Source organism: Mucilaginibacter sp., from assembly GCF_028288225.1.
GTDB lineage: Bacteria > Bacteroidota > Bacteroidia > Sphingobacteriales > Sphingobacteriaceae > Mucilaginibacter.
Genome location: NZ_JAQBOC010000014.1, coordinates 89223 through 103788, shown reverse-complemented (window position 1 = coordinate 103788; position 14566 = coordinate 89223). Strand labels below are relative to the sequence as shown.

General features: G+C 37.3%; 16 protein-coding genes and 1 pseudogene. 15 read left to right on the top strand and 2 right to left on the bottom strand.

Features of this window, described 5'->3' with window-relative positions:
- Window positions 1-33 precede the first annotated feature (33 nt).
- From JWQ54_RS03675 to JWQ54_RS03655, 5 genes are all read left to right on the top strand, one after another.
- Complete coding sequence (locus JWQ54_RS03675; RefSeq protein ID WP_299580368.1) at window positions 34-573, top strand: hypothetical protein; 540 nt, start codon at window positions 34-36, stop codon at window positions 571-573.
- A 603-nt stretch (window positions 574-1176) separates the two neighbouring features.
- Window positions 1177-1740, top strand: coding sequence for a DUF6252 family protein (locus JWQ54_RS03670; RefSeq protein WP_299580365.1), 564 nt, complete (start codon window positions 1177-1179; stop codon window positions 1738-1740).
- A gap of 156 nt (window positions 1741-1896) precedes the next feature.
- Window positions 1897-2388, top strand: a complete 492-nt coding sequence (locus tag JWQ54_RS03665; protein ID WP_299580362.1) for an HAD family hydrolase — start codon at window positions 1897-1899, stop codon at window positions 2386-2388.
- Between the two features lie 205 nt (window positions 2389-2593).
- The gene (locus JWQ54_RS03660) at window positions 2594-4096 is read left to right on the top strand and encodes a hypothetical protein (protein WP_299580360.1); all 1503 of its coding nucleotides are present in this window, start codon (window positions 2594-2596) and stop codon (window positions 4094-4096) included.
- Between the two features lie 52 nt (window positions 4097-4148).
- The gene (locus tag JWQ54_RS03655) at window positions 4149-4829 is read left to right on the top strand and encodes a hypothetical protein (protein ID WP_299580358.1); all 681 of its coding nucleotides are present in this window, start codon (window positions 4149-4151) and stop codon (window positions 4827-4829) included.
- A 349-nt stretch (window positions 4830-5178) separates the two neighbouring features.
- Here JWQ54_RS03655 and JWQ54_RS03650 read toward each other — a convergent pair whose 3' ends face one another.
- Both JWQ54_RS03650 and JWQ54_RS03645 read right to left on the bottom strand, forming a co-directional pair.
- On the bottom strand, window positions 5179-5469 hold the full coding sequence (locus tag JWQ54_RS03650; RefSeq protein WP_299580356.1) for a type II toxin-antitoxin system RelE/ParE family toxin: 291 nt from the start codon (window positions 5467-5469) through the stop codon (window positions 5179-5181).
- Window positions 5463-5678 (bottom strand): hypothetical protein, encoded by a 216-nt coding sequence (locus JWQ54_RS03645; RefSeq protein ID WP_299580354.1) that lies wholly within the window; start codon window positions 5676-5678, stop codon window positions 5463-5465. The genes JWQ54_RS03650 and JWQ54_RS03645 overlap by 7 nt, the downstream gene beginning before the upstream one ends.
- Before the next feature lie 333 nt (window positions 5679-6011).
- Here JWQ54_RS03645 and hisG point away from each other — a divergent pair, with 333 nt between their 5' ends.
- From hisG to hisIE, 10 genes and pseudogenes are all read left to right on the top strand, one after another.
- Entirely contained in the window at window positions 6012-6863 is an 852-nt protein-coding gene (gene hisG / locus JWQ54_RS03640; RefSeq protein ID WP_299580352.1) for an ATP phosphoribosyltransferase, read from the top strand.
- Window positions 6864-6964: 101 nt separating this feature from the next.
- On the top strand, window positions 6965-8251 hold the full coding sequence (hisD, locus tag JWQ54_RS03635; RefSeq protein ID WP_299580349.1) for a histidinol dehydrogenase: 1287 nt from the start codon (window positions 6965-6967) through the stop codon (window positions 8249-8251).
- Window positions 8252-8277: 26 nt separating this feature from the next.
- Window positions 8278-8994 (top strand): hypothetical protein, encoded by a 717-nt coding sequence (locus tag JWQ54_RS03630; RefSeq protein WP_299580346.1) that lies wholly within the window; start codon window positions 8278-8280, stop codon window positions 8992-8994.
- A 1-nt stretch (window position 8995) separates the two neighbouring features.
- Complete coding sequence (gene hisC / locus JWQ54_RS03625; RefSeq protein WP_299580343.1) at window positions 8996-10042, top strand: histidinol-phosphate transaminase; 1047 nt, start codon at window positions 8996-8998, stop codon at window positions 10040-10042.
- Entirely contained in the window at window positions 10039-11190 is a 1152-nt protein-coding gene (gene hisB, locus JWQ54_RS03620) for a bifunctional histidinol-phosphatase/imidazoleglycerol-phosphate dehydratase HisB (RefSeq protein ID WP_299580340.1), read from the top strand. Before hisC ends, hisB begins: the two co-directional genes overlap by 4 nt.
- A 74-nt stretch (window positions 11191-11264) precedes the next feature.
- Complete coding sequence (gene hisH, locus JWQ54_RS03615) at window positions 11265-11855, top strand: imidazole glycerol phosphate synthase subunit HisH (RefSeq protein ID WP_299580337.1); 591 nt, start codon at window positions 11265-11267, stop codon at window positions 11853-11855.
- 4 nt (window positions 11856-11859) lie between these two features.
- Complete coding sequence (locus JWQ54_RS03610) at window positions 11860-12609, top strand: 1-(5-phosphoribosyl)-5-[(5-phosphoribosylamino)methylideneamino] imidazole-4-carboxamide isomerase (protein WP_299580334.1); 750 nt, start codon at window positions 11860-11862, stop codon at window positions 12607-12609.
- Window positions 12610-12640: 31 nt separating this feature from the next.
- A pseudogene (locus JWQ54_RS03605) lies at window positions 12641-12985 on the top strand (endonuclease domain-containing protein); the annotation flags it as partial.
- Window positions 12986-12994: 9 nt separating this feature from the next.
- A complete protein-coding gene (hisF, locus tag JWQ54_RS03600; RefSeq protein ID WP_299580403.1) occupies window positions 12995-13780 on the top strand; it encodes an imidazole glycerol phosphate synthase subunit HisF in 786 nt (261 codons plus the stop codon).
- A gap of 134 nt (window positions 13781-13914) precedes the next feature.
- Window positions 13915-14502, top strand: a complete 588-nt coding sequence (gene hisIE, locus JWQ54_RS03595) for a bifunctional phosphoribosyl-AMP cyclohydrolase/phosphoribosyl-ATP diphosphatase HisIE (RefSeq protein WP_299580331.1) — start codon at window positions 13915-13917, stop codon at window positions 14500-14502.
- Window positions 14503-14566 lie beyond the last annotated feature (64 nt).

Sequence of the window (14566 nt, the reverse complement as noted above, 5' to 3'; positions counted from 1 at the left end):
CTGTGTTATCAATAAATCAAAAAGTAACAAATTATGAAAATACGGGAAAATAATACCTTAGGTGAATTAGGCAGTGCAATCGGTAAGGGGCTTATTGCAGGCCTTGCAGGTACAGCCGCGATTACTTTATCGCAAATTATAGAAATGAAATTTACGAAAAGGGAGCCAAGTGAAGCTCCTGTTAAGGTGGCTTCGAAAACAACTGGTATACAGCCTATTTCACCAGAACAAAAAGAAAAAGTATCACAGGAAATTCATTGGGCCTATGGTACAGTATGGGGTATTGCCCGGGGATTGATTGGTTTAACAGGATTAAAGGGTATACCAGCTACTATAGTTCATTATGGTGCAGTATGGAGTACCGCTATGGTCATGTTACCTAAATTTGATGCTGCCCCTCCTGTAACTGAAGAGGATGCTAAAACAATAGCCATTGATGGTTTTCATCATGCTGTTTACGCACTCACCGTGGGTTTAGTTTATGATGCGCTTGATTCAGGTACAAGGCACGAGCGGCGTTTTAATAAACTTGTGAAGCAATTGCGCTTAAAAGGATTAGTGGATAAAATTTAAATTGTTGTTCTCAAATAATGGGCTGACGACCATGACATTCTTTCCAAATCTTCTACTTAAAAGAAAATTGAAAAGTTGTATGCAGGAAATTGATTATTGCTAAAGCTGATTTTGGTGATTTCGAAGCATATACTTTAAAATTTTAACAAAGCAATTTATATATATTTGAAACATTAATTTTAAATGTTATTTTAACTCCATAAAATACAACCTATAAATTATTAGCTTTTTAATCATGAGAAACAGAGATTCAAGCATTATTTACCTCGTATTGGGAATATACGCATTAATGGTAAGCTGGTATTACAATCACAATCTTATTATACTTTTAATCACTTACATATTTTGGCCGCTATATCTTATTTATGAACTGCTTATAGGTCATCTTTCTCATGGTATGTGGAAAGTTATACCGATGTCTTACTTTAAATAAAAGCATTGATTTAAGATTTCTGATTTCCCGGCCGGTTTCCCGTGCAGGCCAAAAATCCTATGTTTAAAAAAACTACATTAATCATCCGGCTTTGTTAAATAATGTGAAAAAAACAACGCCTGTTATATGTTTATTAACTAAAAGTCGTTCTTTTGCTTAAACAATCATATATGAAGAAAATTTATCTTTTTGTTACTTTTTTATTAGCCGCTTTATTATTACAAAATTGTAAAAAGGACACCGTAACCGCCACCGCCACTTCTGCTAATTTATTTTTTGCTGTGATTAATGACACCACATGGAACGCCGACACAGTTAATGCATCAATAACTTATAATTCCGCAACAAAAAGCAAGATTTTTACCTGTTCAGGAATAGGCCTTAATAAAGAGATTAATATGTCTGTTACACAAAATAATGCTCCTGCTACCACTGGCTTTCCTTTAGCAACCTATAACGTAAGCACAACGTCTGATGTGCAGATGTCTTATTATACCGAGCAAAAAAATTCAGCAGGTGCCGATGTTCTCGCACCGCAGGGTACAGTTGGTCCGGGATCAGGTACAATTATTATCACCGCTATAGATTCAGTAAAAAAAATAATAACAGGAACATTTTCCTGTTCTACAATGAAAAATAATTACGATAGCAACGGTAATATAGTCTCGGTTTACAGATCGCAAATTTCCGCCGGGGCATTTAATAATATGCCTTATAAGTTAGTAAATAATTAAGTTAAGTCTTAAGTCGGGAGTCGTAAGTCTTGAGTCGTAAACTTATACTTATAACGCGATTTAAAACCTATTGACATCAAATTAAGATATTTTCGACTTAAGACTTGCTACTTTTGACTCAAGACTTTGAACTTAAGACTTTAGATTTCCCCACAAATGCCTGCAAAAAATAAAGCTGTTTTTTTAGATCGAGATGGTGTGCTTAACCGTGAAATGGGTGATTATGTATGCCATTTTGAAGATTTCCATCTGCTTGATAATTTTGAAGCCTTAAAAACCTTGCAGGACAAGGGTTATTTACTAATTGTCGCAACAAACCAAGGCGGATTGGCGAAGGGCTGGTACAGCGAAGATGAGCTGGCAAAAATGCACCGTCATTTAAAAGAGCAATATAATAAGCATGGTGTAGAAATCACTGATATATTTTACTGCCCACACCATCCCGACTTTACCGGCGATTGCGATTGCCGTAAACCTAAACCGGGTTTATTGTTGCAGGGAATAGAGAAATACAACATTGATCCGGCAAAGTCTTACTTTATCGGCGACCGCGAACGGGATGTTGAAGCAGGCACTGCCGCCGGCGTTAAAGGTATATTGGTTGATAGCAACCAGCCTTTGAGTGAAGTACTGAATTTGATTGAGTGAAGTAGAGGTTGGAAGTCTGAAGTCGGAGGTCGGAAATCAGAGATCATCAGAAGCAGAAGTCGGAAGTCAGCGTATAAATAGGTTTAATAGATAAATTCACGAAATTCGTTTTATTTCGAAATAATTAGTGTTTATTCGTGAAATTCGTTTTAATTCGAATTAATTAGTGTCTATTAAATTAAAAAATACATAATTATAAAAGTTGATGAACCTAAATCGGTACTTAAACAATCTAGATTCATTTATTGCTGCCATCATTGGTTTTTATGCCATTTATCTTTTCACTGCTTATAGTGGTGTAGGTTTATCGCCCGACTCTATCATGTATGCCAGTACGGCAACCAATATCCAGGCACATGGTTCTTTACTAACATTTAACAAAACACCACTGGTATTTTTTCCTGTTTTTTATCCTTTTTTCCTGGGGGTAATCCAGTTTATTTCAGGTGTTGATCCCATTAAGGCAGGAGCGATTATTAATGCTTTCCTGTTTGCATCGGTGATATTTACCACCGGCTGGATCATGCAAAAATTCGTAGCACATTCCAGGATATATAAGTGGATCATTTTAGCGGCTATTATTTTAAGTCCCGGCTTGCTGGAGATATACAGCTTTTTATGGTCTGAAACACTGTTTATATTAGAGACTTTATTTTTTATTATCGCTTACTGGCGTTATATGCATACGCATACAACAAAAGCTTTGTTAGTTGTAGCTGTTATAACCGCTATAAGCTGTATTACACGTTATGCAGGTGTTACCATAGTAGGAACCGGCGGATTAATGCTTTTACTTGATAATGAATTGCCTATCCGTAAAAAAATCCAGCATATCCTGATATTTGGGTTTATTTCTATTTCTTTACTTGCGGCAAACCTCCTATTAAACAGTTTTTCAACAGGTTTAAGCACCGGTACACGTGAGCCGTCAATAACTCCTTTCTTTAAAAATTTGTATTATTTCGGTACCGTTATTTGCGACTGGGGAAGTTTAAGCAAGGGTGCTTATCCATTTGCTATATTAATAGCCTCCGTTATTTTATTGGCACTAATCGGTATTTTGATTTGGAAAGCCTGTAAAAAAAGCATTAATAGTTATGAAAATATTGTTATCGCTTTTGCAGTTGTATATGGGCTGTTTATTGTTATATCAGCAAGTATATCCAGGTACGAGGCAATAAACAGCCGCCTGCTGGCGCCTATGTTTATCCCGCTTTTAATTGCCTGTACCAGCTGGGTACCTGATGTCCTGCGCCTGGTAAAATCAAAAGCAAAATACGTTTTAGCCTGCGTCGCAATTATTATGATGCTGGCATTTGAATACTCATCTTATAAAGTTGACTGGCAGCGGTACGATGATGAAAACGATTATGGCGTACCCGGCTATAGCGATGACAGCTGGAACAAATCGGAATTTGTAACCTATCTTAAACAGCATAAAAACCTGTTTAAACCGGGTATTCCAATTTATTCTGACGCTAATGAAGCCGTTTATCTATTTACTGGTTTGCCATCTGCATTGATACCGCACAAATTTTTCAAAGCCGATGTGCAAAAGTTTTATGCTAATAAGAGTTTCTACCTGATTTGGTTTGATAACCTGTACAACAATGAACTGGTTAGCTTACCGGACATTATGAAAAATAAAAAGCTGGTTAAAATTGGTGCTGCTAAGGAGGGGGAGATTTATTATTGTGATGGGAGGTGATAAGACAGAATGTGGCCTAATTCGCGATATATTGAACCGAAAATGTATTTAAATGAAACTTATTAAGAATAAACTAATACGAATAACTAAAAATGGGTTGGAAGAATTAGGTTACCGAGAGATTAAAGACACAATTACTCCTGCTCAGGGATTATATATCAAATTAGTTGAAAATGATCTGTATTTAACTCTTGGATTAACCATTTCAAGATATTACGATAGTATGTTTACAGCATCATTTTATATATCTAAAACAACTATTTGGGCTAGATACGGGGGTGATATTCCAAAAAATTCCTACCAAAGGATAGGAAATTTTTTAACAACAGAAGAGAGAGGGATACTTTTAAATGAGGAGCACTCTAAAGAAGGTGTAAAAGATGCCTGGTGGAATGAAAAAGATGAAAAGGCTATAAAGTACTTCCTAGAAACCGTACGAATTACAGAAAGTCGATTTCTTGGACAACCCGATTTATTTTTTAACATTCAGAATAGCAAAGATGTAAATGAATTAGATAAATTGGCAAAAATGGTTATAGATGAGGTTGATTCTGATAATATAAATGGATACAATTATCAATTTATACCTAAAAAGTCAATTGATGATATTCCGATGGATTGGTTTAAGACAGCAGAAAGAGTTATTATGGCTGAAAAAGCTATTCTAAATATCAACACTGTTAAAGCGTTAGCCGCAGACGCTTGGCGACAAACTTTAGTTAAACGGCGTTAAGGTGTTAGATTTGACAACTTTTAAAATGTTGTCAAATCTTTAGTGATCATGTCAGGTAGACGATAGACCAATACTGAAAAATTTATGCCAGTGTTCTATGCGTTCCGGATGTTCTTGTCGTAATTTGGAACGCTTGCATTAACATCCTGCAATCCTAAAATCCTGTAAATCTGATTCTGACAATAATTTTATTTTTATTTTCCAAATAACTCCCCACTGGCGCGTCTGTCGGGTTGGTAGGCGGGCAAAAGCTACTCGTGCCCGCACTGCCTAAATAGAACGTAAAGGTCGTGAGTACCACACCTCTTTTGACCTGCAATGCATACTCGTGTAGAGCGAGGATTTGATATCAAAAGTTCAACGGAGATCTGCTGGTATGGCGCAAGCGAACGATGCGGATTTCATTTGGGGTAATCCTGTAAGAAATACGATAGTGGTGTTTTTCGAAAGACCTCCATGTTCCGTCATTATTCTTTTTAAATATATCCAAAGGATACTTTTCGGGATATTTTCGTAAATCGATAGTAAGATTGATAATATCATCCCTTACCAATTCAGCATTTTGTAAGGAATCTAATAAAATGTACAAATAAGCCTTCTTCAGCTCTGCCTTAGCGCTCTTGCTCCAAACTACTACCATTTGCTGGCTTCGCTCTTTAAATTTTCGGCGGTTGTAAAATCACCGCGTTCAATTTCGGCATTACCGGCTTCCAGATCTTCGTTATACTGTTCAGCGGTTTGAGGTTTCTCTATTGCATGGAAACCAATGCCCATAAGTTTCAAAGTATGCAGCAACCACTCCTTTTTACCAGGGTCATTAATATTGTCAAAGTCAATTATCAGTTCCATCAACAACGAGTTTTAAATCTTCCTCATACAAAGTTATTAAAATATAATTGAACATAAACATGACAAGCAGATAAAATCCTACAATCATCTAATCCTGTAAATCCTGATTCAGACAATATAATCCTGTAACCTGATTCTGACATTAATTTTATTTTTATTTTCCAAACAACTCCCTATATTTGCACCGCTCATCTATATAAAAAATGAACGGTTATACATTATATCACATTCATCTGCACCATCACCACCATGTGGTGAAAAGATAATGTATGTTTCTACGCGAAATAACAACCTCCGTTTATATTCCAAATTATAGTCTTTTAAAATTAATCAGTGAAAACACTTAAAATAGCCATCCAGAAATCGGGGAGGCTCAACGAAAAATCCGTTGAATTATTAGAACATTGCGGCCTAACATTCGAAAATTATAAAAGTTCGCTCATATCACCTGTTTCCAATTTCCCGCTCGAAATACTTTTTTTGCGCGATGATGATATCCCTGAGTATGTACAGGATGGCATTGCTGACCTCGGTATTGTAGGCGAAAACGTGATTAACGAAACCGAAGCTGAGGTAAGTTACCTTCAAAAGCTGGGATTTGGTAAATGTTCTTTAAAAATCGCTGTACCAAACAATAATAGCATACAAGAACTTAGCCATCTTAACGGAAAAGCGATAGCTACTACTTATCCGGTTATTTTAGGTAAGTTTTTGAAAGAGAATAATATAAAAGCCGATATCCGTACCATTTCTGGTTCAGTTGAAATATCACCGGGCCTGGGTTTGAGCGATGCCATTTGCGATTTGGTATCAACAGGCGGTACGCTTAAAAGTAACGGCTTAGTTGCTTTCTCGCATGTAATGTCGTCCGAAGCTGTATTGATTGGAACTAAAGGTTCTGAAAACTCGGAACTTGTAAAAGAACTTATACAGCGTGTACAATCTGTTTTGCGTGCAAAGGAAACCAAATATGTAGTTTTAAATGTGAACAAGGATAATTTGCCTGCGATTATAAAACTGTTGCCGGGGGTTAAAAGTCCGTCAGTTGTACCATTAGCAGAAGCAAATTGGGTAGCAGTACATACTGTAATACCAGAGCACGATTTTTGGGGCAAAATAAGTCAGTTAAAACAAGCCGGCGCAGAAGGCATCGTGGTAATGCCGATTGAGAAAATAATATTATAAGCCAAGCCCCCCGACCCCCTAAAGGGGGAGTGAATGGGAGGTAACAGTTGAATTGATAAATTATAAAATAACAATTCCCCCGTTAGGGGGTTAGGGGGCCAATGAAGCGATACAATTATTCAGATTTAAGCAAAACCGAAATTCAAAAACTGGTTCAGCGCAATGTTGATCCGGCTAATGAGATACGTGCGGTTGTGGAGGAAGTAATTGCGAATGTACAGGAACATGGAGATCGTGCCCTGTTTGATTATACCCTTAAATTTGATAAAGTAGAGCTGGATAAACTTTACCTGGATAAAGATGAATTAACTAATATTGCTGCATCTGTTTCATCGGAACAAAAAGCAGCCCTCGAAGTAGCTTATAATAATATATATAAATTTCACCAGGCGCAGCTAAAAACTGAAGGCAAGGTAGAAACTATGCCCGGTGTAACCTGCTGGCGCGAATTAAGACCGATCGAAAAGGTTGGTTTATATATACCCGGCGGAAGCGCTGTTTTACCAAGCACATTTTTGATGCTGGGCATACCTGCCCGTATTGCAGGCTGCCATGAAATTGTGGTTTGTTCACCTCCACAAAAAAACGGTAAGGTAAACGCGTTTATAGCTTTTGTTGCTTTGTTGTTAGGCATTGATAAAATTTACCTGGCAGGCGGTGCCCAGGCGATAGCAGCGATGGCTTATGGAACTGAAACTATAACTAAAGTTGATAAGATATTTGGCCCCGGGAACCAGTTTGTTACTAAAGCAAAAACCATTATCCAATCAACCACTACAACGGCGATTGATATGCCCGCTGGACCATCTGAAGTATTAGTGATAGCCGATGAAACAGCAAACTCTGTTTTTGTGGCAGCCGACCTACTGGCCCAGGCTGAACATGGCATGGATAGTCAATCAATATTGGTTTGTACTTCGCATAAAATTGCCGAAGACGTTTTGGCCCAAGTAGAAAAGCAAATACCGGTTTTACCGCGTGCGGAGATTGTAAAAAAAGCTTTGGAAAACTCCTATGTCATGGTAACAGATACCTTGAATGAAGCAATGCAATTCAGCAATCAATATGCACCGGAACATTTAATACTGGCAACTGAAAACTGGAGACTGATAACTGCTAACATTATTAATGCTGGTTCGGTATTTTTGGGGAATTTAACGCCGGAAAGTGCTGGCGATTATGCATCAGGAACTAATCATACTTTGCCAACAAGTTCTTATTCAAGGGCTTATTCAGGTGTGTCGGTTGATTCATTTGTAAAGAAGATCACCTTTCAGCATATAACGCCGGAAGGTATTAAAAATATTGGACCGTCTGTAGAGATATTGGCAGAGTTGGAAGGTTTGCATGCGCATAAGAATGCGGTGACACTACGAACAATTAATTAATATTATTAGAATAGTAAGTATTAGCAATGAAAACAACTTCTTACATATTATCTTTTTTTATTTTGTGTTCGTGTAAAAGCAAAAATACGGCTGCATTGAAAGACACAACGTCCAACACTTCAACAACAGTCACTGAAACTTTAAAAAAAGAACGTCCAAAGGTTAAAATTACACCTTATAAAATATATGACGATTATACGGTAATTGATACCGGTGAATATTCAAACGAAGGCCCGATGACCGGCGGTTCATATGCTATAATAAAAAATAATAGAGAAGTTGTTGACACGATTGACCTTTATTATGGAATGAAGGAACTAGGAAATAAAACTTATTTTTATCATAAATTAGAGCATGAAATGGGGTCAACTGAAGGGGATTCTAAAAAAACTTTAATGCTTCAAGAAGGAAATTTCTTTTTGATTACTAACAATAAAAAGACTGCATTTGATAATTTAACATCGAGCTTCGATGATTATTTTTCATCTCCGAACGTAATTAATCAAAAAATTTATTTTTGGAAATTAGAAAAGATTGACACCGTAGGCACACTGAAGGTTTCAGCAACAGAATTTGATCCGTTCACTCGTAAAACCCAAAGCTATTTTTTACTCAACGATGTTCTTGAAACTGATGATAGTAACTATTTTCCATTGCCTTATATAAAAAATGATACCATTTATTTTGATGCTGGAAAAGATAAATTAATGAAATTCTCAAAAGATTTTAAGGCTTATAATTAGCATGTTTAGTATTAATAATATTTTAAGAGAAAATATAAAGCGGCTTGTCCCCTACTCTTCCGCGCGTGATGAGTACCAGGGAGAGGCGAGCGTATTTTTAGATGCAAATGAAAATGCATTCGGTTCACCTTTGGAGCAGCAATTTAACCGTTACCCTGATCCTTTACAGTACGAGGTTAAAAAACGTTTAAGTGAGATAAAAGGAGTGCCAATCCGCAATATATTTTTAGGTAATGGCAGCGACGAGGCTATTGATATCTTGTTCCGCAGTTTTTGCAATCCAGGTGTGGATAATGTGATTTTAGTCCCTCCTACTTATGGCATGTACAAAGTTTCGGCTAATATCAATGATGTTGAGGCCAGAAATGTACCGCTTACAGAAGAGTTCCAGCTCAACCTTGAAGGTATTGCCGAAGCCATTGACAAGCATACCAAGCTCATTTTTATTTGTTCACCAAATAACCCGACCGGAAACTCAATTGACCGGGCTGATGTGGAGACATTGCTGGCAAATTTCAACGGCATTGTGGTGGTTGATGAAGCTTATATCAATTTTAGCAGGCAAAAAACTTTTATACAGGAATTAACTGAGTATGCTAACCTGGTAGTTTTACAAACACTTTCAAAAGCCTGGGGCCTTGCCGGTTTACGCATAGGGATGGCATTTGCCAGTGAAGAAATTATCGAGGTGATGAATAAAGTAAAACCGCCTTACAATGTAAATGAAGCTTCTCAACAATTGGCTTTACAAGCGCTTGCTAATGTAGACCAGGTGAACATTTGGATTAAAGAAACATTAATGCAAAGAGACAGACTGGTAATAGGATTAAAAGATTTTGATTTCGTGCTGGATATTTATCCCTCCGACGCTAACTTTATCTTAGCAAAAACAACTGATGCAAGAGGTATCTATAACTTTTTGGTTCAGAAAGGCATCATTTTGCGTGACCGTTCAAAAGTAGAACTATGCGAAGGCTGCCTCCGCATAACCGTAGGAACACCAGGCGAAAACACTATATTACTTCAAACTTTACAGGATTTTAAATGAGCAAGCTGCAAAAAATATTGTTTGTTGACCGTGACGGTACCATTATTAAAGAAACTGCTGATGAGCAAATAGACTCATTTGATAAATTGGAATTTTACCCCGGCGCTTTACAATACCTGCCTAAAATTGCTACTGAGCTTGATTATGAATTGGTAATGGTTACCAACCAGGACGGTTTGGGAACTGCCTCATACCCTGCTGATACTTTTTGGCCGGTGCAAAATTTCATCATTAAAACCTTGGAAAATGAAGGCGTTATTTTTTCAAATGTCTGTATTGACCGCACTTTTCCTGCCGATAATGCGCCTACACGCAAGCCCGGTACCGGCATGCTTACCCAATATTTTGACACTGAAAAATATGATCTGAAAGGATCGTACACAATTGGTGACCGTAAAAATGATGTATTGCTGGGCTTTAATCTGGGTGCAAAAGCGATATGGCTGAATGATAACTCAAACTTAGGCACTCACGAATTTAGCGGAAAAGCTGAAGAAGATGCGGTAAAAAGCACGGTTGCGATCGAAACAACAGACTGGCAAAAAATATACGAATTTTTAAAACTTGGTGAACGCGTAATTGAACATAAACGCGTTACTAAAGAAACGGATATCTATATAAAAACAAACCTCGACGGAAAAGGAGAAGCAAAGGTATCAACAGGGCTTCATTTTTTTGACCACATGCTCGACCAAATAGCTCGTCATGGTAATATCGATCTGGAAATTATTGCCAACGGCGATCTGCATATTGACGAACATCATACCATAGAAGATACCGGAATAGCTTTAGGTGAAGTTTTTGCTAAGGCATTAGGAGATAAGAGGGGCATTGAACGCTATGGATTTAACTTGCCCATGGATGATTGCTTAGCACAAGTGGCTATTGATTTTGGCGGCAGAAACTGGATAGTATGGGATGCGGAATTTAAAAGAGAAAAGATTGGTGAAATGCCGACAGAAATGTTCTTTCATTTTTTCAAATCTTTTTCTGACGCGGCAAAATGTAACTTAAATGTAAAAGCCGAAGGAGAAAATGAACATCACAAAATTGAAGCTATATTTAAAGCCTTTGCAAAAGCGATAAAAATGGCGATTAAAAGAGATGCAAATAACATGGTTTTACCGAGCACTAAAGGACTTTTGTGACGAGAGTCAAGAAGCAAGAATCAAGATTCAGGAGAAAGAAGTTTTCTTGACTCTTGAATCTATTATCTAAAAAAATGGTAGGAATAATAAGATATGGGGCCGGGAATATTTTTTCATTGACTGCTGCGCTTGAGCGGCTGGGAATTGCCTATGGCATGATCAATAATGAGGATGATTTTGAGCACTTCGATCGTTATATAATTCCTGGTGTGGGGCATGCTGGCGCCGCTATGAATAAATTGGAGCAAACAGGTTTGGTACCTAAAATAAAATCATTAACCAAACCAACTTTGGGCATTTGTGTTGGAATGCAGTTATTAACGGCTTATTCTGAAGAAGGAGATTCAAAACTGTTAAACATTTTCCCAATCAAAACCTTGAAATTTTCTAATAGTGCTGAATACAAAGTGCCTCATACAGGGTGGAACAGGGTGTTCGCAGAAAAGGAAAATCAACTTTTTAAAAATATTCCTAACGGATCACATTTTTACTTTGTACATTCATACTTTATTGAGTATAATTTTTCTTATACTTTAACATCAACAATTTATAATAACAAATTTTCGGCATCAATTTGGATGGATAATTTTTATGGAGTACAATTCCATCCAGAAAAATCAGGTGCCCATGGTGAAACTTTACTATTAAATTTCTCAAAACTTTAAAAATATGTACATAATTCCTGCTATTGATATTTTAGACAAAAAAGTAGTGCGTTTACGTGAGGGTGATTATAAGCAGGTGACTGAATATGATGTTACCCTTGAGCAAATGATCGAAAAGTATCAATCCAATGGTACAAATTTCATCCATGTGATTGATTTGAATGGCGCCAAAAACGATTTCTCCAATCAGCAATATCTTTTTGATGTCATCCGCAAAACAGATATGAAAGTTCAGTACGGCGGTGGCATACGGAGCATTGACAAGGTTAAAGAATTAATTGATGCCGGTATCCACCGGGTTATTGTTGGTACACAGGCGCTTACTAACCCATCATTTTTAAAGGAACTTAGCAAAGAGATTTGCGGTCGTGATAAATGTTCGGATCAGGTAGTTGTAGCTATTGATGTATTAGACGAAGTGATCAAATATTCAGGATGGATGGAAAGCTCGCCTATTAAGCTGATGGACTATGTTGATAAATGCCTTTCTTTGGGCTTTTTTCGTTTTCTGTGCACTGATATTAATAAAGATGGCAAGCTGGGGGGTGCAGGTATTGAATTGTATGAAAAACTGCTCGACCATTCTCCTTTTATTAAACTCATCGCTTCAGGCGGCGTAAGCACTATGGAAGATATTTATCAGCTAAGCAATATTAAGGTGGAATCCTGCGTTGTTGGCAAAGCAATTTATGAAGGCCGCATAACCATCGAAGAAGTAAAAAACTGGAATCTGGAATCTTTAATCTCTATATAAGCCCCCTAGCCCCCTAAAGGGGGAACCATATATGAAAAAGCGAATGTTTATGGATGCGGGCAATTTGATATTTAAAAACGCTCATGCACTTAGAAATAACATAACGCCGGCTGAAATGATATTATGGGGACATCTAAAAGGTAGTCAACTTGGTGCAAAATTTAGAAGGCAACATCCTTTAGGTATTTACATTGCTGATTTTTATTGCCACCAACATAAAATTATTATCGAACTAGATGGGAGCATACATGACGTTCCTGAAATCGCAATTAATGATATAGAAAGACAGCTTAATATAGAAAACGACGGAATAAAGGTTCTTCGTTTTAAAAATGAAGAAATATTTAGTCAATTAGAAAAAGTATTGGAGACAATTAAACAAACTATTAGCTCCCCCTTTAGGGGGCGGGGGGGGTTATCGAAGAGAATTATTCCATGCCTTGATGTAAAAGACGGACGCACAGTAAAAGGCGTAAATTTTGTTGACCTGCGCGATGCAGGCGATCCGGTTGAGCTTGCATGGAACTATTCAAGGCAAGGTGCTGATGAACTGGTATTTTTAGATATAACAGCTACGGTTGAACGCCGCAAAACAATGGTTGAACTTGTTAAAGCTGTTGCACGTCAAATAAACATACCATTTACAATTGGAGGGGGAATCAACGAAATTGCTGATGCCGATGCATTACTTAATGCAGGTGCTGACAAAATTTCAATTAATTCAGCAGCTGTACGTAACCCTGAATTAATTGATGAGCTGGCAAAAGCATTTGGTGTGCAGTTTGTTGTAATTGCAGTTGATACAAGACTAATCGGTGGTAAAAATATTGTACACTTAAACGGTGGCCGTATACCAACTGAAAAGGAAACATTGCATTGGATAATGGAAGCTGAAAACCGCGGCGCCGGTGAAATTCTATTAACTTCCATGGATCATGATGGTACAAAAGCAGGATTTGATAATAAATTATTAAAATTGGTGAATGGTATGGTGAGTATACCGGTAATTGCATCGGGAGGTGCAGGTTCGGTTCAGCATTTTGTAGATGTGTTTGAACAAAGCAATGTTGATGCGGCCCTTGCAGCCTCGGTATTTCACTATGGTGAGATATTGATACCGGACTTGAAGAAAGTATTGAAGCAGAATAATATTGAGATAAGGGAGATATAAAAGCATTGTTCGTCTCTAAGCGTCATTGCGAGGAACGAAGCAATCTCTACACATGCAAATCGAATACATAAAGTTCAGAGATTGCTTCGTTCCTCACAATGACGCTTGGTTAAAGAGGGAATAAAACATATAAAATGAAAATAAACTTTAACAAATCTGACGGACTCGTTCCCGTAATCATACAAGATGAGCAAACATTAGAAGTGTTAATGCTTGGCTATATGAATCAGGACGCGTACGATAAAACCATTAAAGAAAATATAATTACTTTTTTTTCGCGTTCAAAAAATCGTTTGTGGACAAAAGGTGAAACAAGCAATAATTACCTGCATGTAAAAAGCATGCATTTAGATTGCGATAATGATACTTTACTAATAAAGGTTAAACCAGAAGGACCTACTTGCCACACCGGCTCGCGCAGTTGTTTTAAAACGGATTATAATCAGAATTTCATCATGCAATTAGAAGCAATAATTGCAGACAGGTATGAAAATCCGCAGGAAGGCTCTTATGTTAACAAACTTCATAACAAGGGCCTAAATAAGATAGCGCAAAAAGTTGGTGAAGAAGCAGTTGAAACAGTAATAGCAGCACTTGCAGAAACAGAAACAGACATGATCAACGAGTCATCCGACCTTGTTTTCCACTTGCTGGTTTTATTACGCGAAAAAGGTCTGAATCTTGAAAGGATAGCTAAGAATTTAGAGGAAAGACATAAGTAAGTTTGCAGTAACCAGTTTGCAGTTGGCAGTATTAATTTTAGTAAAATTGTGAACTTTGAACCTA